This is a genomic window from Nocardia acidivorans NBRC 108247 (assembly GCF_001625085.1).
GTDB classification, from domain to species: Bacteria; Actinomycetota; Actinomycetes; order Mycobacteriales; family Mycobacteriaceae; genus Nocardia; species Nocardia acidivorans.
The window spans coordinates 1-23796 of sequence record NZ_BDAW01000085.1 but is presented as its reverse complement, the minus strand read 5'-3'; the positions used below and the strand labels follow the sequence as shown (position 1 = coordinate 23796).

Sequence of the window (23796 nt, the reverse complement as noted above, 5' to 3'; positions counted from 1 at the left end):
GCCTTCGTTTCCGGGTTCAGCCGATCATTGCACAGCAGGTGAAACATGTTCCAGTATTACGACGTGTAAGGCCGCACTTCCTACCCCCGGCCGCGTGGTGTTGTTAGGCTCGGCCCACTGTTGTGGCAAAGGAGTTGGCTATGAAGGTCACTGTTGATCTCGACCAGTGCGAGGCGAACGGAATCTGTGTCGGAATCGCGCCTGAGGTCTTCGAACTCGATGATGACGACGTTCTGCACATCATCGGCGCGGAGGTCGCGCCCGGTGATGAGGAGGATGTGAAGACGGCGGTGGCGCAGTGCCCCAAGGCCGCGTTGAAGCTGGTCTGACCCCAGCCTTGCTCGCTGGGTGTAACACGTTCTAGAGTCGGCCCGGTGAGTACTGATGTGAGTCTTACCGGCCGAGTGGCGATCGTCACCGGTGCGGGCGCCGGGCTGGGCCGGGCCGAGGCCTTGGAGCTGGCCCGGGCCGGTGCTTCGGTCATTGTGAACGACCTTGCCGAGAACGACGCGGTCAGCGCAACCCTCGCCGATATCCGCGCGCTCGGCGCCAAAGCCGAGTTCGTGGCGGGCAGCATTGCCGAATCGGCCACGGCCGACGCGCTGATCAGCACCGCCGAGGAGACCTTCGGCGGGCTGGACATCGTGGTCAACAATGCCGGGATCACCCGGGACAAGATGCTGTTCAACATGTCCGACGCAGATTTCGACGCGGTCGTCGCGGTCCATCTGCGCGGGCACTTCCTGCTGACCCGCAATGCGGGCGCCTACTGGCGGGCCAAGTCCAAGGCCGCGGGTGCGCCGGTCTACGGCAGCATCATCAACACCTCCTCCGAGGCCGGTCTGCTCGGTCCCGCCGGACAGGCGAATTACGGTGCGGCCAAAGCCGGTATCACCGCGCTGACTTTGTCGGCCTCGCGCGCGCTGGCCAATTTCGGCGTGCGCGCCAATGCCATCGCACCGCGTGCGCGCACCTCCATGACGGAGAATGTCTTCTCCGCGGCCCCCGAAGAGGGTCCGGATCCGCTCTCGCCCGATCATGTGGCGCGCCTGGTCGCCTATTTGGCGTCTCCGGCCGCGGCCGCCATCAGCGGGCAGCTGTTCGTCGTCTACGGCCCGATGGTGGCCCTGATGGCCGCCCCGATCGTGGAACAGCGCTTCGATGCCGAGGGTGAGTGGACCCGCGAGGGTCTGGCCGCCACGCTCGGCGGATACTTTGCCGAACGCCCCGCCGGCGCCACGTTTTCGGCGTCCGCGCTGATGGATCTCGGTTAGTCGACCCTTTGTACCGGTAGCGGGGGTTTTCACCCCCGTTTCCAGGTTGATCACGCGATCAATCGTTGGTAGGAATGGGAATCAACTCTGTGTGGCGCCTCACAAAGGTTCCACGTTCATGATGGTAGACCTGGGGTGAACATGTTCTTGGAACTGGTCAACAGTTCAGAAAGAAGCCCAGTTCAAACCATCGAAACCTTCCGAAGCCCTACTGGAACGTGTTCTAATCTTCGGACGGGACCGAGATCACATTCAGATCTCGGAAGCTATAGCTAGGCAGGGGCAGGAGGAATCGCGGGAATGAATGATGTCCTCGCCGTACCGTTACGGGCGGTCGGAGGGTTCTTCGAACTCGCCGGCGCTGTCGCCCGCGCCATGGTGCGGCCACCGTTTCAACGACGGGAATTCATCGACCAGTCCTGGTTCATCGCCAGGGTTTCCATCATCCCGACGCTATTGGTGGCAATTCCGTTCACCGTGCTCGTCAGCTTCACCCTCAACATTCTGCTCCGCGAGATCGGCGCCGCGGACCTTTCCGGCGCGGGCGCCGCATTCGGCACCATCACCCAGGTCGGCCCCATGTGCACCGTGCTCATCGTGGCCGGCGCCGGCGCCACCGCCATCTGCGCGGACCTCGGCGCGCGCACCATCCGCGAAGAGATCGACGCCATGAAGGTGCTCGGCATCGACCCGGTCCAGCGCCTGGTCGTCCCGCGCGTGCTGGCCTCGATGTTCGTGGCATTCCTGCTCAACGGCCTGGTCTCGACGATCGGCATCCTGGGCGGCTTCCTGTTCTCGGTCTATCTCCAGGGTGTGAATCCGGGCGCGTTCGTCAACGGCCTGACCCTGCTGACTCACCTCCCGGAGCTCGTCCTCTCCGAAATCAAAGCCGCCCTCTTCGGTCTCGTCGCCGGACTGGTCGCCTGCTACCTGGGCTTGAACGTCAAGGGCGGTCCCAAGAGTGTCGGCGACGCCGTGAACCAGACCGTCGTTTTCGCCTTCATGGCTTTGTTCGTCATCAACGTGGTCGTCACCGCCGCCGGTATCAAGTTCACGGCGCGGTGATCTGATGGCGTTCGTGATCCAATCTCGTTTTCCCAAGGTGACCAAACGCTTTCGGCGCTTCACCGAAGGTCTCGATTCGGTCGGCAAGCATGCGGTGTTCTATGGGCGGTCCATCGGATCGGTCCCGAAGGCCCTGATCCACTACCGCACCGAGACGATCCGGCTGATTGCCGAGATCTCCATGGGCACAGGTGCTTTGGCCGTTATCGGTGGCACCGTGGTGATCGTCGGGTTCCTGACGCTGGCCGCCGGCGGCACCATCGCTGTGCAGGGTTACAGCTCACTCGGCAATATCGGCGTCGAGGCCCTGACAGGCTTCTTCGCCGCCTTCATCAATGTGCGCATCGCGGCGCCGGTGATTTCGGGTATCGGCCTGGCGGCGACGCTCGGGGCGGGTACCACGGCACAATTGGGCGCCATGCGCGTCTCGGAGGAGATCGACGCCCTGGAGGTGATGGCCATCCGGCCGGTGCCCTTCCTGGTGGGCACCCGAATTCTGGCGGGCATCATCGCCATCATCCCGCTGTACTCGCTCGCGGTCATCGCCTCGTTCCTCGCGAGTCGCTTTGCCACGGTCGTGATCTACGGGCAGTCGGCCGGTGTGTACGACCACTACTTCAACACCTTCCTGATCCCCAGCGACATCCTCTGGTCGTTCGCGCAGGCGATCGTCATGGCAATGGCCGTCATGCTGATCCACACCTACTACGGCTATCACGCCGCGGGCGGTCCGGTTGGCGTCGGTGTCGCGGTCGGTAACGCGGTACGGGCCTCGCTGATCGCGGTGGTTATGGTGACACTGCTGATCTCCCTTGCCATTTACGGCACCACCGGCAACTTCCATCTCTCCGGGTAGGGCGGACATGGCGCAAACACGTGACATGGTGACGGGCCCAACCGGCTCGCCCATCGTCCAGAAACCAACAGCCAAGCGGTATCTCGAAGAGGGCTGGGTCATCCGCCTGTGCGGGGCCGGGCTGGTACTGAGCATTGTGGCCATCGTCGTGGTCTGCCTGGTCAGCTTCGCGGGCGGATTCCACGACACCGTCAAGGTGAACGTCTCCGCTCCGCGCAGCGGTCTGGTGCTCGACAATGACGCGAAGGTGAAGATTCGCGGAGTGGAAATTGGTGTCGTCAAGGGCATTACCGATACCGCGGATGGCGCGAATATCGAACTCGCCATTGATCCGGACAAACTGAAGCTCGTCCCCGCCAATGCCACCGTGGATATTCGTTCCACGACCGTTTTCGGTGCGAAATACATCAATTTCGTTGCGCCGCAGCAGGCTTCGGCGCAATCCCTGAAGCCCGGTACCACCGTGCACGCCGACGCCGTCACCGTGGAGTTCAATACGCTGTTCCAGCATCTCAATCAGGTGCTCGACAAGATCGAGCCGGAGAAGCTCAACGCCACGCTGACCGCGCTGGGTACCGCGCTGGACGGGCGGGGTGAGAAGCTCGGACAACTGTTGGCCGACAGTGATCAGTATCTGAAGGACATCAATCCGAGCCTGCCCGATCTACGCCGCGATCTGCGGACCTCGGTCGGCGTCACCAACCTGTACGCCGACGCGGTGCCGGATCTGTTGCGCACCACCAACAATGTCGTTGTCACCGGAAACACCCTGGTCGACGAGAAGAACAACCTCAACAGTGTGCTGCTCAATCTCATCGGTCTGGCGGACACCACCGGTGGGGTGCTCGGCGACAACGAGCATCAACTGGTGACCGCGCTGGATCTGTTGCGCCCCACCACCCAGCTGCTCAATGAATACAGCTCGGGCCTGTACTGCCTGGTTGTCGGAGCGGCCGACGCGCTCCCGGTGGGCAATCGGATCTTCGGTGGCGACGGACCGTACGTGACGCTGAACGCGAGCTTCATGCCCGGCGGCACCCCCTACGAGTATCCGAAGGATCTGCCGAAGGTGAACGCCACGGGTGGCCCGCACTGCGAGAACATTCTCGACCGGGTGCCGGGCAGCCACTCCAACTACCTGGTCACCGACACTTCCGAGGGCGAGGTGTGGACTCCGTCGCTGAGCACCCACCTCAACGGGCCCAAGGTGTTCCAACTGCTGTTCGCCGGATTGCCGGGGGTGCCCAACCCATGAGGATGAAACCGCAAGCGAGCACCGTGAAGCTTTCGATCTTCGCGCTTGTCATGGTGCTGATCCTGGCCGGTCTGGGTGTGATCTTCAGCCAGATGCGCTTCTCCCGCTCGACCGGTTACCATGCGATCTTCACCAGCTCCTCGGGGATCCTGCCCGGGTCGAAGGTGCGCATCGCCGGGGTTCCGGTCGGCTCGGTGAGCCGGGTGACCGTCGGCAAGGACCGGATGGCCCATGTCGACTTCGACATCGATCGCCAGTACCACGTGTACGCCAGTACCCACGCTGCCATCCGATACGAGAACCTTGTCGGTGACCGCTATATGGAGCTGCTGGAGGGACCGGGCACGGCGCAGGAGCTGAAGAAGAACGCCACCATCGGCGTCGACAAGACCAAGCCCGCGCTCGATCTGGACATGCTGCTCGGCGGATTCAAACCGCTGCTGCGGGGCCTGAATCCGGGACAGGTGAACGATCTGACCGGAGCCCTGCTTCAGGTGTTCCAGGGCCAGGGCGGCACCCTGGTCTCCCTGCTGAACAGCGGCGGCTCCTTCACCAAGACCCTGGCCGATCGGGATGCGCTGATCGGCAGTGTGATCGAGAACCTGAAGACCGTGCTCGGCACCATCGATCAGAAGGACGCGGACTTCGCGACCACACTGAACGAATTGCAACGTCTGGTCAGCGGACTCGCCGCGGATAAGGATCCGCTCGGCGACGCGCTACCCCGATTGGCCGGAGCCACAGGCGATCTGACCGCCCTGCTGCAGCAGGCGCGACCGGATCTGAAGGCGGATGTAGAGCACCTGGGCCGCCTGTCCCAGAACCTGGACGAGCGCCAGGACGACCTGCAGTACGTGATCAACCTGCTGCCCGAAACCTACAAGAAGCTGATCCGCATCGGCTCCTACGGTTCGTTCCTGAATATGTATGTCTGCGGGACCAACTTCCTCATCGACGGACCCGAGGGCAAGCCGCAGCTCGTCAAACTGCCCGGCCTGCAGACCGCGGGAAGGTGCGCGAACTGATGAAAGTAGAACGCTCCCCTCTGATCAACGCGGGCATTGTCGGCATCGTGCTCGTGGTGACGATCTGTTTGACCGCCTTGCAGTTCGATCGGCTGCCGTTCGTCCGATCCGGGGTCGAATTCAACGCCTACTTCGCGGACGCGGGTGGTCTGCTGCCCGGTGATCCGGTGCAGGTCGCCGGTGTGCGCTCGGGCCGGGTCGAACAGGTGAAGCTGGATGGCGCGAAGGTGAAGGTGCGCTTCACCCTGGACGAGTCGATCGTGCTGGGCGGCAAGACAACCGCCGCTATCAAGACCAACACTCTGCTCGGCCGCAAATCGCTCGAGGTGACCCCGACCGGTGACGGCGCGATCGGAACCGGTGGTTCGATTCCCCTGGAGCGCACCATCTCCCCGTACTCGCTCAATGACGCTCTCGGCGAACTGGCCAGCACCGTGCAGGGACTCGACACCGATCAGCTCAACAAGACCCTCGACACCCTGTCCGAGGCGTTCACCGATACGCCGGGCCCGCTGCGGTCGGCGCTCGACGGGCTCACCGGTCTGTCGCGCAGCCTGAACGCCCGCGATAAATCGCTCACCGAATTGCTTTCGCACGCACAGAGCGTCACGAAGGTACTCGGCGATCGTGCGGGGCAGATCAATGCCCTGCTGCTGGACGGCAACAGTCTGCTCGGTGAACTGAACGCCCGTCGCACGGCGTTGAGTCAGCTGATCGTCTACGTCAACGGATTGGCCAAACAACTCTCCGGCTTCGTCAATGACAATGAGGCGCAGCTGAAACCGACGCTGGACAAACTGAATTCGGTGTTGCAGCTACTGCAGAACAACAAGGACAACATCGGCAGGGCGCTCGAGGCCCTCGGTCCCTTCGAGGGAGCGCTCGGCGAACAGGTCGGCAGCGGTCCGTACTTCCAGGCCTACGTGGCCAATGCGACCAGTAAGGGCCTGCAGCTCCTGGTCGACGCGATGGTGTGGCCGAACCACCTCCCCGATTCCTTGCAGAACATGTTCCTCAACCCGGCACCGCCCTCGATCGGACCCGCTACCCAGGAGCCGCCGCGATGAACGCGATTCGCAAAGTGCCCCGGCTGGCACGGATCCTCGTCGCCGCGGTGGTGGTCGCCCTCGTGGGCTGGTTGGTCTACGGGCTGGTCGCCGATATCGGCAAGAAGCACATCACCGCGTACTTCCCGTCGACCTCGGGTCTGTACGCCGGTGACGATGTGCGGGTGCTCGGTGTGAAGGTCGGCCGGATCGATTCGATCGAACCGGGCAAGGATCGTGCGACGGTGAAACTGACCGTCGATCGGGGCATCGATCTGCCGTCCGACGCCAAGGCCGTCATCATCTCGCCGTCACTGGTATCGGCACGCTTCATCCAGCTCGCCCCCGCCTACACCAGCGGACCCAAAATGGCTGACGGTGCGTCGATTCCGTTGGAGCGCACCGCGATTCCGGTGGAATGGGATGACATCAAGGCCGAGCTGACCAAGCTTTCGAAGGCGCTCGGTCCGGTCGGGGAGGATAAGCAGGGTTCGTTCGGCCGCGTGATCGACACCGCGGACGCGAACCTCGGCAATGGCAACGCCCAGGCGTTCCGGGACACACTCAGGGAACTCTCCAGCACGATCGGCACCCTCTCCGACGGTCGCACCGACCTGTTCGGCACCATTCGGAATCTGCAGCAGTTCGTCGATGTGCTGTCCAAGTCCAATGATCAGATCGTGCAGTTCGGTGGGCGGTTGGCCTCGGTGGCCTCCGTACTCGCCGGGGTGTCCAACGATCTGGGGAGCGGGCTGGACAATCTCGACAGTGCGGTCACCGATGTGAAGCGATTCCTGGATGCCCGCGGCGGTGCGCTCACCGAGAGCGTGCAGCGGTTGGCCGACGCCACCCAGGTGCTGGCCGATAAACGGCCCGAGTTGGAGAAGATCATGCATTCCGGTCCGACCGCGCTGGCGAACTTCTACCAGCTGTACAAGCCCGCGCAGGGCACCCTCACCGGTGCGGTCGTCGCACCGAACTTCGCCAACCCGTTCGCCTTCCTGTGCGGTGCGGTCGAGGCCGAGGGCGATAACCAGTCCGATCACAGCGCGGATCTGTGCAAGCAGTACCTGGCGCCGGTCATCCAATCGCTGATGATGAATTACCCGCCGTTGCTGGTGAATCCGGCGACGCAGCAGAACGCCTTCCCCAACCAGCTCACCTACAGCACGCCGGATCTGGCCAACCAGATGCCGGGCGGCGGCCCCGAACGGGTCGCCGCGCCCAAGACCCTTACCGACCTGGCCATCCCCGGAGGTGGACGATGATGAGCCGCCGACGGATTCGCCTCGCCGGTGTAGCGGTCGGCCTGGTCGCACTGCTCGGTGCCGGCGGCTGCGATTGGGATGGACTGAACTCGCTGCCCATGCCCGGTGCGGTCGGCACGGGGGAGGGGTCCTGGGAGATCTCCATCCAGATGCCGAATGTGACCATGCTGACCCGTAATTCGCCCGTCAAGGTGAATGACGTCTCGGTCGGCTCGGTCAAGAACATTCAGGTCGAGGGCTGGCACGCGCTGGTCACCGTCGGATTGGAGAAGGGAGTCGAACTGCCCGCCAACGCCGTCGCGCGGATCGGGCAGACAAGTCTGCTCGGCAGTAACCACCTGGAGCTGGCAGCGCCGAAAGACCAACCGGCACAGGGGCGGCTCGAGGCCGGAGACGTCATCCCGCTGGAGCGGGCGGGCGCGTACCCGACCACCGAGCAGACGCTCTCCTCATTGTCCGTTGTGCTCAACGGCGGCGGTATGTCCCAGGTGGAGACCATCACCCGGGAACTCGACGCCACCTTCAACGGCCGTACCGACGCCATCCGGGATCTGCTGCCGCGGTTGAACGAACTGACCACGACCCTGGATCAGCAGACCGGCGACATCATCGCCGCCATGGGCGGTCTGGATCGGCTGGGCGGAACCCTCGCGCGGCAGAAGGACGACCTCACCGCGGCCATCACCGGTATCCATCCCGCGTTGACGGTGCTCGCCGATCGTCGCGAGAACATCACCAAAGCCATTACGTCACTGGGTGGTTTGAGCGATATCGTGCAGCGCATCATCGACCGGGGCGGTGACAACCTGAAGGCTGATCTGGCCAATCTGGCGCCCGTGCTCAAGACCCTGGCCGATACCGGCGGCAAGCTGGCCGACTCGCTGCAGTGGCTGCTGACCTTCCCCTTCCCGATCAAGAACATCGATCGAGTCATCCGGGGCGACTACATGAATCTGCTGATGACCGTGGATATTACGGGTGCTCGACTGGATTCGAACTTCCTCACAGGTACCCCATTGGGCGGTAGCCTCGGCGGAACTCAGGCCACCCTCGGTGTCGGAGTGCCGCCGACCGCGGTCGGCAAGGGCGACCCGATGATGGATCCGATCAATCCACCGGCCGCGCCGGTGCCGAGTATCGCTGGGCTGCCGCCGATTCCGGGCCTGCCCGCCATCCCGGGACTCACCGTGCCCAATACGCAGCAGGGGGGTGCGGACAAGTGAAACTCAGTAGGTTCGTCAAGGCGCAACTGGCCGTCTTCTCGGTGCTGACCGTGATCGGCCTGACGGTCATGGGTGGTGACTATGTGCATATCCCTGCCATGTTCGGTATCGGAAGATACGAGATCACAGTCAAATTGGCGGCCACCGGCGGCCTGTACCAGACCGCCAATGTGACCTACCGGGGCACCAATGTCGGCAAGGTCGAGGACGTCAAGCTGACCCCGGACGGGGTGGACGCCAAACTCTCCATCGACAGCGACTTCAAGATCCCCGGCGATATCGACGCGTACGTCAAGAGCGTCTCCGCCATCGGCGAGCAGTACGTCGATCTGGTCCCCGTCCAGGATCCCAAAGGCGGGAACCTGCACGACGGCTCGGTGATTCCGGTGGAGCGCACCAAGTTGCCGCAGGATGTCGGCGATATGCTCAACCAGGCCGACCGACTGCTCTCCAGTGTTGCCGATACCAAGCTGGCCGAGGTGATCAACGCGGCCTTCGTGGCCTTCAACGGTGCGGGTCCGGATCTGCAACGATTCATCGACTCGGCCTCCCTGCTGGTGCAGGAGGCCAAGGCCAATACCGATCAAACCAAGGATCTGCTCGACAAGCTCGGTCCGTTGCTCGATACCCAGAATCAATCCGCGGACTCCATTCGCGGCTGGACCCAGGATCTGGCCACGCTGACCGATCAACTGCGCCAACATGATCCGTCATTGCGGAACCTGTTGCAGCACACGCCATCCGCGATACAGAAGGTGAATCAGACCTTCCAGGATCTGAAGCCGACCTTGCCGATCCTGCTCGCCAATATGGTCAGTGTCGGACAGGTCGGTGTCACGTATCACGCTGGGCTGGAACAGATTCTAGTCATCTACCCACCGCTGCTCTCGGCGCTGCTCACCGCGATTCGCGGTACGTCCGACTACGGCGCGATGGTGGACTTCATGCTCGGGCTCAACGATCCTCCCGGTTGCACCACCGGCTTCCTCCCGGCGGACCAACGTCGTTCGCCCGCCGATTTCTCGCCGATCGACACTCCGAACAACCTGTATTGCAAGGTGGCGCAGAACGCCAAGGAGGCCGTGCGCGGTATTCGCAATACCCCGTGTGCGGAAGTACCGGGTAAGCGGGCCCCATCGCCGGAGGCGTGCCGCAATCCGAATGGCTATCAGCCCGAGGGCGATAACCCGCCCTTCGGAGCGCCGAACGCCATCGACAACTCCGGTAATCCCACTGGCAACCTGATGGGCAATCAGCCGGCAGCCGTCATAGGCCACTACGATCCGAGCAGTGGTACGTTCCTCGGACCTGACGGCCGCACCTATCGGCGAGGCGATATCGACGCCAACGGCTCCAGTACAGTGCCGAAAACCTGGCAGGAAATGCTCGAGGAGCAACAACGATGAGCGATACCACAGCAAACGGCGGCCGCGCCCGGCGGCGGGCTCTGCGACAGGCGGGTCCGCCCGTTGCGGACGACCACTCGGTCACCGAGGTGCGAACGTCCCCGGCCGCCGCGAGCGTGGTATCGACTCCGGTCGCGAAGTCCGATCCGGCGTCGGTCGCGGACTCCGCGCCGAGTCTGGTGAAGGCATCCGAGAGGAGTACGGCGGCGAATGCCGAGTCGAGTCCGGCCGACATCGTGGAGGCAGCGGTGGCAACCGAGGCGGACGCCGACTCCGCAGCCGGTGACATCGACTCCGTGGCGCCCGCAGCCGCCGCGGCGTCGGACTCCGAGCACGAGCCGAAGGCCGACTCCGAGGCCGAGGCTGAGCCGGTGGCCAAGTCTCGCAAGCGATTCGGATCGTTGGACCGGCTGGCCAGGGCGGCCGCGGTGGTCGCCCTGGTATCCCTGCTGGGGCTGTTCGGCTCGGGCGGGGTCTTCCTCTATCACCAGCATCGCGCCGACGCGCTGCAGGAGCGGCGCGCGGAGTACATCCAGGTCGCCAAGCAGGCCGTCATCAATCTGTCCACGATGAAGGACGGGTCGGTCGACGCCGATATCGACCGGATCCTCTCGGTGGCCTCCGGAGAGCTGAAGGCCGAGTACTCCCAGAACAAGGATCTGTACAAAAAGGTCTTCGAGCAGATCAAGGTGCAGTCCACCGGAACGGTGCTGGCCGCGGCGATCGAGAGCGACAGCGTCGACGCGGCCTCGGTACTGGTATTGGCCCAGCAGACGGTCTCCAACGCCGGCACCGATCAGCCGCAGCAGAAGGACTACCGCTTCCGGGTCACCCTGAAGCGAGACGGCGATACCGTGACCGCCTCGGGATTGGAGTTCGTGGCGTGAAGACGATCAGCAAGCGCTCCGTCCTGTTCGCCGCGACGGGTGTCCTATTCGTCGCGGCGGTCGTGGTGACCGCATTGACCGGCTACCGGTTCTGGTCGGATCGGCAGGCCGAGCAGGCGCGCTCGGAGTCCGTGGCCGCGGCGCAGCACACCGTGGAGTCGTTGTTCTCGTACGACTTCAATACCGCGGACAAGGAACTGCCCAGGGCGGCCGACAATCTGACCGGCGACTTCCGGAACACCTACCTGACGCTGATCTCGAAGTCCGTGATCCCGGCGGCCAAGGAGAAGAAGATCACCGTGCAGGCCACCTCGCAGGCGGCCGGCGTAATCGACACCTCCCGCGACCACGCCACCGTGCTGGTCTACGCGAATCAGCTCACGACCAGCGCCGATCTGCCCAAGGGCACCCTCACCAGCTCTCGGGTGCGGGTCGAGCTCGTCAAGCACGACGGCCACTGGCTGGCCACGGCGGTGACGCCCGTCTAGCGCTGGCGCACAGCGTGATTCAGCTGAGCGGTACAAAACTGGTCGGCATGTGGAAGTCGATCTAGGCTGCTGGTCGGAACTCTCGACCAGAACAGTCAGGATCGCGCTGTGGGTAACAAGAAGTCGCCGTGGACCACGGCTGATATGCCGGATCTGCACGGGCGCACCGCCATTGTGACCGGCGCGAGCGCGGGTCTCGGGTTGGAGACCGCATTGCGGCTCGCCGGGCGGGGCGCGACGGTTGTGCTGGCGTGCCGGAATCCCGAGAAGGCCACCGCGGCAGCCGAGGTCATTCGGGCGACCGTGCCCGATGCGGAATTGCCCCTTGTGCGACTTGACCTTTCGTCGCTGGCTTCGGTGCGGGAAGCCGCCGCCGAAGTGCGCGAGCGGTGGGAGCGGATCGATCTGCTGATCAATAACGCGGGCACGCTCAATCGGGAGCGCGGTGAGACCGCGGATGGGTTCGAAACCACCTTCGCGACAAACCATCTCGGGCCGTTCGCGTTCACCGGGCTGGTGTTCGATCGGTTGCTGGCGGCGGAGCGGGCCCGTGTGGTGACGGTCAGCAGTGCCAGTTCGGGGCATGGGTCGACCGTGTTGGATCTCGATGATCTGGGCTACGAGAAGCGCGCGTACAAGGGTATGCGCGTGTACGGGCAGTCCAAGCTCGCGAATCTGATGTTCACGTTCGAATTGCAGCGGCGGCTCAATGGGACGGCGGCGGAACTCATCGCGCTGGCGGCGCATCCGGGGGCGGCGCACTCGGACTTCGTGGACAATATGAGTCCATTCGTGCGGATGCTGAAGCATCCCGCCATCGACTGGGCGACGAGCTGGATGCTGCAGAGCACCGAGATGGGTGCGCTGCCCACACTGCGGGCGGCCGTTGATCCGGGGGCGCGCGGTGGCGAATTCTACGGGCCCGCACACGGATTGCGCGGCTATCCCGAACTGACCGAGGGGACCGAGCAGGCCCGCGATCCCGAACTGGCGGGCAAGCTGTGGGTGGAATCCGAGCGGCTCACCGGCGTCACCTACGACTTCGGCTGATATGACCGCGGCCCAGCCCCGCAAGGTATGCGGGGCTGGGCCACAGGGTGTTCGGAATCAGTTCCGGCTCATGCCCGGATCCACATCGTCATCGGTGAGCAGGGCGCTGCCCGCCACCCGATCCTGGGCCAGCGCGTCCAGGAAGGCGCGCGCCCAGCGGTCCACATCGTGGGTGAGCACCTGGCGGCGCATGGCGCGCATCCGGCGGCGACGGGTGTCGCGATCGTCCTCGATGGCGGCGAGCAGGGCCTCCTTGACGCTCTCCAGATCGTGCGGATTGCACAGGTACGACTGGCGCAATTCCGCTGCCGCACCGGTGAACTCGCTCAATACCAGCGCGCCGTTCAGACCGCCCTGGCAGGCCACGTACTCCTTGGCGACCAGGTTCATGCCGTCGCGCAGCGGGGTCACCACCATGACATCGGCGGCCACGAAGAACGAGATGAGATCCTCGCGGGGGATCGGGCGGTGCAGATAGTGCACCACCGGATAACCCACCCGGGAGTACTCGCCGTTGATCCGGCCCACCTGGCGTTCGATATCGCCGCGCATCTGGATGTAGGAGTCCACCCGCTCGCGGCTCGGGGTGGCCAACTGCACCATCACCGTGTCGGCGGGATCGATGCGCTCCTCGTGCAGCAGTTCCTCGAGCGCGGCCAACCGGATATCGATGCCCTTGGTGTAGTCCAGGCGGTCCACGCCCAACAGGATCGTCTTCGGATTGCCAAGCTCCGCACGGATTTTCGAGGCGCGCTCGCGCACGCTGCGGCGGCGCGAGTACTCGTCCAGCTCGGTGGAGGTGATGGAGATCGGGAACGCGCCCACCCGTACGGTGCGGAAACCCACCTGCACCACACCGAGTTTCGAGCGCACACCCACATTGCCGCGCGAAGTCGGCTGTCCGGCAAGTCTTCTCGCCAGGTACAGGAAGTTCTGCGCCCCACCGGGCAGATGGAAACCGATCAGATCCGCGCCCAGCAGACCCTCGACGATCTCTGTGCGCCAAGGCATCTGCATGAACAGTTCCACCGGCGGGAACGGAATGTGCAGGAAGAAACCGATGGTCAGATCCGGACGCAACATGCGCAGCATCTTGGGCACCAGCTGCAGCTGGTAGTCCTGCACCCAGACCGTCGCGCCCTCCGCGGCCACCTTCGCGGTGTGCTCGGCGAAACGCCTATTCACCTGCACATACGCCTGCCACCACTTGCGGTCGTAGACCGGCCGCACGATCACATCGTGATACAGCGGCCACAGGGTGGCATTGGAGAAACCCTCGTAGTAGTCGGCGACCTCTTCGGAGGACAGCGGTACCGGATGCAGTTCCAGACCGTCCTCGACGATCGGATCGAGATCCACATCGGGTACGCCGGCCCATCCGACCCAGGCGCCCTTGTTGTTTCGCAGCACCGGCTCCAATGCGGTCACCAGACCGCCGGGGCTGCGCTTCCAGCGGGTGGTGCCGTCCGGCAGTTTCTCGAGGTCGACCGGCAGGCGGTTGGCGACGACGACGAAACCTGAACCGGCGCTATCCGGGTTCACGTCTCATTCGCCCCGCGTATTGGGGCCGATACCGAGCATCGACAGCAGCGTGCGGCATTCATCGGCATCGCTGGCGTACGCGGCTACGACACGCTGGGCCTGTCGGGCTGTCTCATCGGCGAGTGGTTCCAGATCGTCGTCCGCGATGTCTTTCGCGCTGCTGTTCGCGGCCATCATCATGTCCTCTCGGAAAGTCTGCTCAGCTTGCGAGGCCCCCATACTATCCGCAGCTCGACGCCGAACTCCGTCCCGCGTGTACAGCGAGCCCGAAACGCAATGCGCGATGCGGACGATTCACCTGCGGATGTCCGGGCCGATCGGCCTGGCTTACGGTGGTGACAGGAAACGTCGCTGGAATCAGGTGAAGGGATCGCAGTAATGCCGTTGGCCACGGTGCACGGAATCTCGCTGAACTACCAGATCAAGGGGTCCGGGCCGCTGGTCGTCATGATCATGGGGACGGGCAGCGGCGGCCGGGTGTGGGAACTGCATCAGGTGCCCGCGCTGGTCGCGGCCGGATACCGGGTGTGCACCTTCGACAATCGCGGTATCGCGCCGTCCTACGAGGCCGCCCAGGGCATGACCATCGACGAACTGGTCCGTGATACCGCCGGACTCATCGAATTCCTCGGTGAGGGACCGGCATTGGTGGTCGGCCAGTCCATGGGCTCGCGGGTCGCCCAGGAATTGGCGCTGGCCCGCCCGGATCTGGTGCGCAAGGCCGTCTTCCTGGCCGGGCACGCCCGCCTGGATCAGCTGCAGAAGACGCTCTCGGCCGGTGAGCACGAACTCGACGCCTCCGGGGTGCGCCTGCCCGCCAAGTACGAGGCCGCCATCTCCGCGCTGATGAACCTGTCCCCGGCCACCCTGGCCGATACCCATGCCGCCCGGGACTGGCTGGACCTGTTCGAATTCACCGGCGGCCCGGTGCCGCCGGGCGTGCGCGCCCAGCGCCGCATGGACCACGACTTCGATCGCACCGCCGCCTACCGGGGAATCACCGTGCCCTGCCTGTCGGTCGGCTTCGCGGACGATCGGATGATTCCGCCCTACCTGTCCCGCGAGGTCGCCGAGGCCATTCCCGGCGCGCGGTATCAGGAGGTCCCGGATGCCGGGCACTTCGGCTACCTGGAACAACCCGAGGCTGTGAACAAGATCCTGCTGGAATTCTTCGCGGCCTGAAGGTAACCGCCCAGCCGCAACGCGACCCTTGCTAGGGTCGAATCAACGTCGGGGGCTCGTCCTTGCGCTGTGGTGCCAACCCAGTGGCAAGATGATCCGTCAGCGTTCCTGTACAAGCGCCAGTATCCAGTGAGGTGAAATGAGCACCAATCCTTTCGATGATGAAGACGGCCGGTTCTTCGTCCTGGTCAACGACGAGGAACAGCACTCCCTGTGGCCCGCATTCGCCGAGGTTCCGGCGGGCTGGCGGGTGGTGTTCGGTGAGGACTCGCGCGCCGCGTGCGTCGAGTACGTCGAGAAGAACTGGACGGATATGCGTCCCAAGAGCCTTCGAGATGCCATGGCCGCCGACGATGCGGCCCGTCAGGCGGCGAAGTCCTGACACACAGCGGTTGACCAGATACTGCGCAGGAACGGTTCCGGAACGCGGTCGGTGGCGTCACGAGCGCCGCACGGCCGCTTTCGGTCCTGCTCACTGATGTATCGATCGACCGGGACGTCGGCTTTTCCGCGCAGCCGACCTCCCCGGTTATGATGGCACCGCTTTCCGCCTCCCTAGCTCAGTGGTAGAGCACTCGCCTTGTAAGCGAAAGGTCGTCGGTTCAATCCCGACGGGGGGCTCGCGACCCCGCCTTCTCACGACTCCGGTCGTGGGGAGGCGGTTCTTTTTCTCCCCGATCGTTCCCAGGAAACTCCCAGGCTTGGTACAGGGAGTTCGACGATCCGGGCAGCAGGATGAGGTCATGACAGGTGTGCCCGGGTCCCGTGAAGCCGAAGCCAGAGTGCTGATCGTCGATGACGAGCCGATGATCGTGGAGCTGCTCTCTGTGAGTCTGCGGTACCAGGGGTTCGAGGTGGCCAGCGCCGGATCCGGGACCGAGGGGCTGGACCGGGCGAAGATGTTCCGGCCGGATGCGCTCATCGTCGATGTGATGATGCCGGGGATGGACGGGTTCGGACTGCTGCGGCGGCTGCGCGCGGACGGGATCGACGCGCCCGTGCTCTTCCTGACCGCGCGCGACGAGGTCGAGGACAAGATCACCGGATTGACCCTCGGCGCAGACGATTACGTCACCAAACCGTTCAGCCTCGAAGAGGTGGTGGCCCGGCTGCGGGTGATTCTGCGGCGGGCCGGGCGGGCCGCGCCGGAGGAGAAGTCCTCGCGGCTGCGCTTCGCCGATATCGAACTCGACGACGACACCCACGAGGTGTGGAAGGCGGGTGAGCCGGTTCCGTTGTCGCCCACCGAGTTCACGCTGCTGCGGTACTTCATGGTCAATGCGGGCACGGTGCTGAGCAAACCGCGCATTCTGGATCACGTGTGGCGCTACGACTTCGGCGGCGAGGTGGGCGTGGTCGAGACCTATGTGTCCTATCTGCGCAAGAAGGTCGACATCGGACCGGATCGGCTCATCCACACCCTGCGCGGGGTCGGCTACGTCATGCGGGAGCCGCATCGCCGGTCGGCCGCTCAATGAGCCCACGCGCCCGGTTGTCGGATCGGCTCGCCGCGGTACCGCTGCGCACCACCCTGGCCCTGGCGCTGGTCTCCCTCGCGGGCATCGGGCTGCTGGTCTCCGGAATCGCGGTCACCACCCTCATGCGCGATGTGCTCATCGATCGCATCGACCGGCAGTTGAGCGAGGCCGCGCACAGCTGGGCCGCGCCCGGTGCGCGCCGGCCCGAAACCCTGCCCGCACCGCCGGCGGGCAAGGAGCGCCCGGCCGATCTGCTCTATGTGCGCGTACTGGATTCGACCGGGCAGCTCACCCTGCACCTGGATGTCGGGACCGGGCAGCCCGATGTGCCGGACGATCTCGGGCGGCATCCGATCACCGTCGGATCGATCGGCAACTCCGGCGAGGAGTGGCGGGTCATGCGGCTGACCAATCAGAACGGCTCCAGCATCGTCGCGCTGCGGATGGATCAGACCCAGAGCATTCTGGATCGGCTGATCCTGTTGCAGGTGGTGATCGGGGCGCTGGTGATGGCCGCGCTGGCGATCGTCGCGCGGCTGGTGATCCGGCGCAGTCTGCGACCCTTGGAAGAGGTGGAGCGCACCGCGGCAGCCATTGCCGGTGGCGATCTGCATCAGCGAGTTCCGGTGCGCGGCAACGACACCGAGGTGGATCGGCTGTCGCGGTCGCTGAACACCATGCTCACCCAGATTCAGCAGGCCTTCGCCGCCACCGAGGCATCGGAGGAGGGGGCGCGGCGCTCGGAGGCCAAGATGCGGCGGTTCGTCGCCGACGCCAGCCATGAACTGCGCACACCGCTGACCACCATCAAGGGCTTCTCCGAGCTGTACCGGCAGGGCGCGATCACCGAACCCGAAATGCTGATGGATCGCATCGAACGCGAATCCAAGCGGATGGGACTGCTGGTGGAGGATCTGCTCATGCTTGCCCGGCTGGACGCACAGCGGCCGGTGGAGCGGCGGCCGGTGGATCTGCTCACCCTGGCCAGCGATGCGGTGCACAATGCCCGGGCGCTCGCCGCGGTACAGCGGGGGGACGGGCCCGAGCGGTCCATCGATCTGGAAATCCGTTCCGGCACCGGGACTTTGGAGATCGCCGGGGATGAGACCCGGCTGCGGCAGATCCTGGCCAATCTGCTCAACAACGCGCTCGTGCACACCCCACCCGAGGCCGCGGTCACCGTGCGGCTCACCCCCGACGCCGAGGATGTCCTGGTCGAGGTGGCCGATACCGGGCCGGGACTCGCGCCGGAACAGGCCGAGCGGGTCTTCGAACGCTTCTATCGCACCGACGCCTCCCGCAGCCGGGTCAGCGGCGGCACCGGATTGGGACTCTCGATCGTGCAGGCACTGGTCACCGCGCACGGTGGTGAGGTGTCGGTGACCAGTGCGCCGGGGGAGGGGACGACCTTCAGTGTGCGATTGCCCCGAACCGGTCAGTCCGGGACATTGGCGCCGTAACCCAGATCGCGCAGCGCCTGCTTGATCTTGGCCTGCGCCTCGTCGAGGGATTCCTTGCTCGGCTCCGGATCGGCGGCGGTGATGTCGAAGTCACCGAGTTCGAACGCCGGGAAGACGTGCAGGTGCAGATGCGGCACCTCCAGACCCGCGATGAGCAGACCCGCGCGCGGGGCATCCCAGGCGGCCCGCACCGCACGGCCGATCTTCTGGGCGACCCCGGTCAACCGGGCCATGGTCTCCGGATCCAGGTCCTGCCACTGGTCGATCTCCTTGCGCGGCACCACCAGCGTGTGCCCCTGCGTCACCGGGGCGATGGTGAGGAAGGCGACGAATTCGTCGTCCTCCCAGACGAATCGGCCCGGCAGCTGACCTTCGATGATCATTGAGAAAACAGAAGCCATGTTCGGCAGATTACGCGCGGTGGGTGACCCGCGCCCCGGCGCCGGGACCGAACCCGGCGGGTACCGCGGGCGAACATCACGCACACCGTGGATGAACCGCCCGGTGACCATCGGCACGCACGCTTTAAGCTGTCTGCCGTGCGCGTACTCGTCATCGGTTCCGGAGCCCGTGAACATGCCCTCGCCCTGGCCCTGCGCCGGGACCCGGCGGTGACCGAGGTTTCGGTCGCGCCCGGGAACGCGGGAATCGCCCAGCATGTCGCGGTGCGAGCCGTCGACCCCAGCTCCGGCGAGGAGGTGGCCGCGCTCGCCCAGGAACTCGGTGTCGACCTGGTCGTGGTCGGGCCCGAGGTGCCGCTGGTGCTCGGTGTCGCGGATGCGGTGCGCGCGGCCGGGATTCCGGCCTTCGGACCATCCGCCGCGGCCGCCCGAATCGAAGGGTCCAAGGCATTCGCCAAGGATGTGATGAACGCGGCGGGCGTGCGCACCGCGCACAGCGAGATCGTCGATCATCCGGGTGAGCTGGACGCGGCGCTGGATCGCTTCGGGCCGACCTGGGTCGTCAAGGACGACGGGCTGGCCGCGGGTAAGGGCGTCGTAGTGACGGCCGACCGTTCGGTGGCTCGCGTACACGGGGCCGAACTGCTGGAGAACGGGCATCCGGTCCTGCTGGAGTCCTTCCTGGACGGCCCCGAGGTCTCGCTGTTCTGCCTGGTCGACGGTGAGACCGTGGTGCCGCTGCTGCCCGCGCAGGATCACAAGCGCGTCGGCGACGGGGACACCGGACCCAATACCGGCGGTATGGGCGCGTACACGCCGCTGCCGTGGCTGACCGATGAGACCTTGCGGGCCATCGTCGATGATGTGGTGAAACCCGTTGCGGCCGAAATGGTCCGGCGCGGCGTGCCGTTCAGCGGACTGCTGTACGCCGGGCTCGCCGTCGGCTCGGCCGGACCCGCGGTCATCGAATTCAATTGCCGCTTCGGCGATCCCGAGACCCAGGCGGTGCTGGCGCTGCTGGACAGCCCGCTCGGCGCACTGCTCTACGCCACCGCCACCGGAACCCTGGCCGAGGCCGAGGCGCCGCGCTGGAAGGACGGCGCGGCCGTCACCGTGGTGCTGGCCGCCGAGAACTACCCGGGGCGTCCGCGCTCCGGCGATGTCATCACCGGAGCCGAATCCTCCGGCACCGGAACCGAATCCGAGGTGCTGCACGCGGGAACCGCACTGCGCGAAGACGGTTCGATCGTGTCCTCCGGGGGCCGTGTCCTCGCAATCGTCGGTCAGGGCGCGGATCTGGCCGAGGCGCGCAAGAACGCCTACGACCGCCTCGCCGGAATCAAGCTGCCCGGCGGGCACTTCCGCACCGATATCGCCCTCGCCGCCGTCGAAGGCCGAATCACCGTCCCCGAACCGGCGGTCTAGCCCCTCGGAGCTAGTTCAGCGAGATCCCGCGCTGGGCCAGCCACGTCTGCGGGTCCACGTGCTGGCCGTTGATGATGATCTCGAAGTGCAGGTGCGGACCGGTGGAGTCACCGCGATTGCCGATACGGGCGATCTGCATACCCGCCGGGACGCGCTCGCCCACCGAGACGAAGAAGTCGTACATATGCCCGTAGACGGAGATGGTGCCGTCATCGTGCCGGATGCGCACCCACAGGCCGAAACCCTGCGCCGGGCCCGCATCGATGACCGTGCCCGCCGCCACCGCGTAGATCGGTGAGCCCAGCGGGCCCGCGATATCGATACCCGCGTGGAAAGTGCCCCAGCGCGAACCGAATCCGGAGGTGAACGCGCCCACCGCGGGCAGCACGAAACCACCGGCTCCGGGCAGGACGAAGCCCGGCGGCAGGGTGCCCGCCGGGGCCGGACCCACCATCCACGGCTGCTGTTCACCATTGACCGCCGCGGCCGCTTCCGCCTTGGCGCGTTCCAGGGTCGAGCGGGCCGCCGCGGCCACCACCGCCGACTCACGCAGGCGCTCACCATTGTTGATGGCGTCCAGATACCGTTTCGCGGACTCCGCGGCGGTATGCACCTGGAGTGGGTTCGCCACCGGAACCCGCAGCGCCACACCGGGTTCCACCGGTGCGTCGGTCGGGATCAGGCCCAGCCCGCTGTCCGCCGCCGCGAAGACCAGCACCGCGGTCATCGCGCCGATCAGCACCCGATGCCGAATCGCCCAGGCGCGCGCCGCCGGAGCCTGCCGCCGCACCTCGCCCCTGCCGCGCTGAACCAGCTCGTCGAGCTCGGCGCGGGATCGTGGTCGCCGACCCCAGAATTCGAGGGCGTGATCCCGAACCACCGGCGCCTGCTCGCGCGCTCGGATCAGCGCCCGCGCCCCGGCCCGCGCGCCCCCGGCGAGTTGTGCGCGGGCGATGGTCGACGCCTTGCCCGGTGCGTCGAGTCGCAGCCGCACCCCGGGCAGGAAACTGTCCACGCCCGCCCGGAACTCGCGCCGCCCGGACTCTTCCGCATCGCTTCCGGACTCCTGTGCATCGGTTCCGGACTTCTCCGCGTCGGTTCCGGACTTCTCCGCGTCGGTTCCGGACTCCTGTCCGTTCGTTGCGGAGTCTGCGTTCGTTCCGGGGTCCGCGTGCGTTCGGGAGGCCGCGTTCGTTCTCGGGTCCGCGTTCGTTCCGGAGTCAGGGTCCGTTCCGGGGTCCGGGTCATTCCCGGCGTTGGGGTCTTCGATGGGCCGGGGGTCCTCGGCGGTGGATGGGGTTCGGTTCAGCGCGGAGGGCGCGGTCGTACGGGTGTCGCTGGTCTCCGGTGGTGCGGCATCGCGATGATCTGCCGCCGAGTTCTCCTCGGTGGTTGCCGGTCCCCCCTGCATGCGAGCCTCCTCAGGCATTCCGGCGGCCATTGCGGGACAGGCGGGGGAGTTGGTGCTCTACCGTCTGTCGAGTGCGTATCGAATCTCGCCGGTCGACCATTCCACCTTTTTACGTGATGGATGTCTGGAAGGCAGCAGCTGAACGGGCCCGGACTCACGGGGATGTGCTGGTACTGGCCGCCGGACAGCCCTCAACCCCAGCTCCGCGGGCGGTTTTGCGGGCCACCAAAGAGGCCATGGACTCCGAATTGCTGGGTTATACCGAGACATTCGGGATTCTGCCGCTGCGCGAGGCGATCGCCGAACATCATCGGAGCACCTACGGCGTACGGGTCGGCGCCGATGACGTGGTGGTGACGACGGGTTCGTCGGGCGCGTTCACCCTGATCTTCCTGGCCGCTTTCGACGCCGGTGACACCGTGGTGGTGGCGAGGCCGGGCTATCCCGCCTATCGCAATACGCTGACCGCGCTGGGCTGCGAGGTGATCGAGCTGGATTGCGGTCCGGAGACGCGCTTCCAGCCCACCGTGGCCATGCTCGAGGCGCTGCCCGAGCCGCCCGCCGGATTGATCGTGGCGAGCCCGGCCAATCCGACCGGGACCATGATCGCCCCGGCCGAGCTGGCCGCGCTCGCGCGCTGGTGCGACGACCACGGCACGCTGCTGATCTCGGACGAGATCTATCACGGGATCGTGTACGACACGGGGTTGTCCAGCGCCGCCGAACCGACCTCGTCCGCGTGGGAGACCTCCCGCGAGTCGATCGTCATCGGCTCGGTCTCCAAGTACTTCTCCATGACCGGTTGGCGGCTCGGCTGGATGCTGGTCCCCGAGGGTATGCGCCCGGCCCTGCAACGCCTGGCCTCGAATATGACCGTCTGCCCGCCCGCGATCTCCCAGTGCGCGGCCGTGCATGCCTTCGGCGCGGAGGCCAAGGCCGAACTCGACGGACACGTCGCGCGCTATGCCGCGAATCGGCAAGTGCTGCTTTCGGGTTTGCCGAAACTCGGCATCACCGATCTGGCTCCGGCCGATGGCGCGTTCTACGTGTACGCGGATATCGCGCACCTGACCAATGATTCGATGGCGTGGTGCACCGAGGTGCTCGATCACACGGGTGTCGCGCTCGCGCCCGGTATCGACTTCGACACCGTGAACGGTGTTCACACCGTGCGGTTCTCGTTCGCGGGGGCGGGTGCGGATATCGAAGAAGCACTGGACCGGTTGGGACGTTATCTGACCTGAACGGTCCCCGGGAACCCGGTTCGTAGGGAATCAGCACAGATCGCACAGATTCGGCACAGATGAACCGATGAGGACTGGCACGATTGCATCCGTGACCACTGCGACGACTCCGAAAGGCGAACGGCGTCGCCAAGCGCTGGTTTGTGCCGCCGCCGAGCTACTCCTCGAGGGTGGTTTCGAGGCGGTACGGCACCGCTCGGTGGCGACGCGTGCGGAGCTACCGCTCGCGTCCACCACCTACTACTTCGAATCGCTGGAGGATCTGATCGCGCGCGCGGTCGAATTCTCCGGCAATGCCGAGATCGAGGCCATGCGCCGCCGCGTCGGCGAGGTGACCCATCGCCGCCGCGCCGCGGAGGCGACCGTGGACCTGGTGCTGGATCTGCTCGTCGGCCCCGAACACGCCGACGCCGATGCCCGCGGTCAGCTCATCGCCCGCTATGAGCGCTCGGTGGCCTCGGCCCGTCACCCCGAACTGCGCGAGGTCCAACTCCGACTACGCGCCCAGCTCGACGAACTCCTGGCGGACGTACTGCGCCGCTCCGACCGCATAGTCCGCCCCGAGCAGGCCCGACGCCTGGTCGCGGTCGTCGACGGCGCGGTCGTGACCGCCCTCGGCGAGGCCGACCCGCAACCGAGGCGCATGGCCCGCGGCGCCCTCCTGGAAGTGATCGACATAGTCGCTCCGCCCACCTGATCGCCCCCGCCTCAATTGCCATCCACCCCTCAAAGAACATGCCCCCAAGGACATGCACTCCAAGTTCGCGGCCCATCTCGGTTCTGGACTGATTGAAGCGGGGAGAGGAGCGA

Annotated in this window: 24 protein-coding genes and 1 tRNA gene; 21 read left to right on the top strand and 4 right to left on the bottom strand. The window is 65.7% G+C overall.

Annotated features, from left to right (window positions below):
- Positions 1 to 140 precede the first annotated feature (140 nt).
- The 13 genes from NA10_RS30030 (at position 141) to NA10_RS29970 (ending at position 12843) form a co-directional block, all read left to right on the top strand.
- On the top strand, positions 141 to 329 hold the full coding sequence (locus tag NA10_RS30030; RefSeq protein WP_067573956.1) for a ferredoxin: 189 nt from the start codon (positions 141 to 143) through the stop codon (positions 327 to 329).
- 45 nt (positions 330 to 374) lie between these two features.
- Positions 375 to 1274 carry a 3-oxoacyl-ACP reductase gene (locus tag NA10_RS30025; RefSeq protein WP_245678021.1) on the top strand — a complete coding sequence of 300 codons (900 nt, stop codon included), beginning with the start codon at positions 375 to 377 and terminating at the stop codon, positions 1272 to 1274.
- 300 nt (positions 1275 to 1574) lie between these two features.
- The gene (locus tag NA10_RS30020) at positions 1575 to 2339 is read left to right on the top strand and encodes an MlaE family ABC transporter permease (RefSeq protein ID WP_067573952.1); all 765 of its coding nucleotides are present in this window, start codon (positions 1575 to 1577) and stop codon (positions 2337 to 2339) included.
- Between the two features lie 4 nt (positions 2340 to 2343).
- On the top strand, positions 2344 to 3195 hold the full coding sequence (locus NA10_RS30015) for an MlaE family ABC transporter permease (RefSeq protein WP_067573950.1): 852 nt from the start codon (positions 2344 to 2346) through the stop codon (positions 3193 to 3195).
- A 25-nt stretch (positions 3196 to 3220) separates the two neighbouring features.
- Positions 3221 to 4450, top strand: a complete 1230-nt coding sequence (locus tag NA10_RS30010; protein WP_084515456.1) for an MCE family protein — start codon at positions 3221 to 3223, stop codon at positions 4448 to 4450.
- Between the two features lie 2 nt (positions 4451 to 4452).
- Entirely contained in the window at positions 4453 to 5475 is a 1023-nt protein-coding gene (locus NA10_RS30005; protein WP_067573948.1) for an MCE family protein, read from the top strand.
- Positions 5475 to 6542 carry an MCE family protein gene (locus NA10_RS30000; RefSeq protein ID WP_067573990.1) on the top strand — a complete coding sequence of 356 codons (1068 nt, stop codon included), beginning with the start codon at positions 5475 to 5477 and terminating at the stop codon, positions 6540 to 6542. The genes NA10_RS30005 and NA10_RS30000 overlap by 1 nt, the downstream gene beginning before the upstream one ends.
- Positions 6539 to 7789, top strand: coding sequence for an MCE family protein (locus tag NA10_RS29995; RefSeq protein WP_067573947.1), 1251 nt, complete (start codon positions 6539 to 6541; stop codon positions 7787 to 7789). The genes NA10_RS30000 and NA10_RS29995 overlap by 4 nt, the downstream gene beginning before the upstream one ends.
- Positions 7786 to 9012 carry an MCE family protein gene (locus NA10_RS29990; RefSeq protein WP_067573946.1) on the top strand — a complete coding sequence of 409 codons (1227 nt, stop codon included), beginning with the start codon at positions 7786 to 7788 and terminating at the stop codon, positions 9010 to 9012. The genes NA10_RS29995 and NA10_RS29990 overlap by 4 nt, the downstream gene beginning before the upstream one ends.
- Positions 9009 to 10418 (top strand): MCE family protein, encoded by a 1410-nt coding sequence (locus NA10_RS29985; protein ID WP_067573944.1) that lies wholly within the window; start codon positions 9009 to 9011, stop codon positions 10416 to 10418. The genes NA10_RS29990 and NA10_RS29985 overlap by 4 nt, the downstream gene beginning before the upstream one ends.
- Complete coding sequence (locus NA10_RS29980; RefSeq protein ID WP_067573942.1) at positions 10415 to 11305, top strand: Rv1363c family protein; 891 nt, start codon at positions 10415 to 10417, stop codon at positions 11303 to 11305. The genes NA10_RS29985 and NA10_RS29980 overlap by 4 nt, the downstream gene beginning before the upstream one ends.
- A complete protein-coding gene (locus NA10_RS29975; protein WP_067573940.1) occupies positions 11302 to 11793 on the top strand; it encodes an Rv1363c family protein in 492 nt (163 codons plus the stop codon). Before NA10_RS29980 ends, NA10_RS29975 begins: the two co-directional genes overlap by 4 nt.
- 108 nt (positions 11794 to 11901) lie before the next feature.
- Entirely contained in the window at positions 11902 to 12843 is a 942-nt protein-coding gene (locus tag NA10_RS29970; protein ID WP_281180271.1) for an oxidoreductase, read from the top strand.
- A 57-nt stretch (positions 12844 to 12900) separates the two neighbouring features.
- Here NA10_RS29970 and NA10_RS29965 read toward each other — a convergent pair whose 3' ends face one another.
- Both NA10_RS29965 and NA10_RS37795 read right to left on the bottom strand, forming a co-directional pair.
- On the bottom strand, positions 12901 to 14385 hold the full coding sequence (locus NA10_RS29965) for an alpha,alpha-trehalose-phosphate synthase (UDP-forming) (protein ID WP_067573938.1): 1485 nt from the start codon (positions 14383 to 14385) through the stop codon (positions 12901 to 12903).
- A 3-nt stretch (positions 14386 to 14388) separates the two neighbouring features.
- Positions 14389 to 14559: a hypothetical protein gene (locus tag NA10_RS37795; RefSeq protein ID WP_169812672.1), complete on the bottom strand. Its 171-nt coding sequence runs from the start codon at positions 14557 to 14559 to the stop codon at positions 14389 to 14391.
- A 204-nt stretch (positions 14560 to 14763) separates the two neighbouring features.
- Between NA10_RS37795 and NA10_RS29960 the strand changes: the two genes are divergently transcribed.
- The 5 genes from NA10_RS29960 (at position 14764) to NA10_RS29940 (ending at position 18505) form a co-directional block, all read left to right on the top strand.
- Positions 14764 to 15567, top strand: coding sequence for an alpha/beta fold hydrolase (locus tag NA10_RS29960; protein WP_067573936.1), 804 nt, complete (start codon positions 14764 to 14766; stop codon positions 15565 to 15567).
- A 139-nt stretch (positions 15568 to 15706) separates the two neighbouring features.
- The gene (locus NA10_RS29955) at positions 15707 to 15949 is read left to right on the top strand and encodes an MbtH family protein (protein ID WP_067573934.1); all 243 of its coding nucleotides are present in this window, start codon (positions 15707 to 15709) and stop codon (positions 15947 to 15949) included.
- A gap of 167 nt (positions 15950 to 16116) precedes the next feature.
- Positions 16117 to 16188 (top strand) — tRNA-Thr (locus NA10_RS29950).
- Positions 16189 to 16310: 122 nt separating this feature from the next.
- Entirely contained in the window at positions 16311 to 17045 is a 735-nt protein-coding gene (locus NA10_RS29945) for a response regulator transcription factor (RefSeq protein WP_067573932.1), read from the top strand.
- Positions 17042 to 18505, top strand: coding sequence for a sensor histidine kinase (locus tag NA10_RS29940; protein WP_067573930.1), 1464 nt, complete (start codon positions 17042 to 17044; stop codon positions 18503 to 18505). Before NA10_RS29945 ends, NA10_RS29940 begins: the two co-directional genes overlap by 4 nt.
- Here NA10_RS29940 and NA10_RS29935 read toward each other — a convergent pair.
- Positions 18481 to 18906: an HIT family protein gene (locus NA10_RS29935; RefSeq protein ID WP_067573985.1), complete on the bottom strand. Its 426-nt coding sequence runs from the start codon at positions 18904 to 18906 to the stop codon at positions 18481 to 18483. The genes NA10_RS29940 and NA10_RS29935 overlap by 25 nt on opposite strands.
- A gap of 138 nt (positions 18907 to 19044) precedes the next feature.
- On the opposite strand from NA10_RS29935, the gene purD reads away from it, so the two are divergent.
- Entirely contained in the window at positions 19045 to 20331 is a 1287-nt protein-coding gene (gene purD, locus NA10_RS29930; RefSeq protein WP_067573928.1) for a phosphoribosylamine--glycine ligase, read from the top strand.
- Positions 20332 to 20341: 10 nt separating this feature from the next.
- Here the strand turns inward: purD and NA10_RS39645 are convergent, their stop codons facing one another.
- The gene (locus NA10_RS39645) at positions 20342 to 21235 is read right to left on the bottom strand and encodes a M23 family metallopeptidase (protein WP_373862452.1); all 894 of its coding nucleotides are present in this window, start codon (positions 21233 to 21235) and stop codon (positions 20342 to 20344) included.
- A gap of 578 nt (positions 21236 to 21813) precedes the next feature.
- On the opposite strand from NA10_RS39645, the gene NA10_RS29920 reads away from it, so the two are divergent.
- Positions 21814 to 22986, top strand: coding sequence for a pyridoxal phosphate-dependent aminotransferase (locus NA10_RS29920; RefSeq protein ID WP_067573926.1), 1173 nt, complete (start codon positions 21814 to 21816; stop codon positions 22984 to 22986).
- Positions 22987 to 23077: 91 nt separating this feature from the next.
- On the top strand, positions 23078 to 23683 hold the full coding sequence (locus NA10_RS29915) for a TetR/AcrR family transcriptional regulator (RefSeq protein ID WP_067573924.1): 606 nt from the start codon (positions 23078 to 23080) through the stop codon (positions 23681 to 23683).
- Positions 23684 to 23796: the final 113 nt, after the last annotated feature.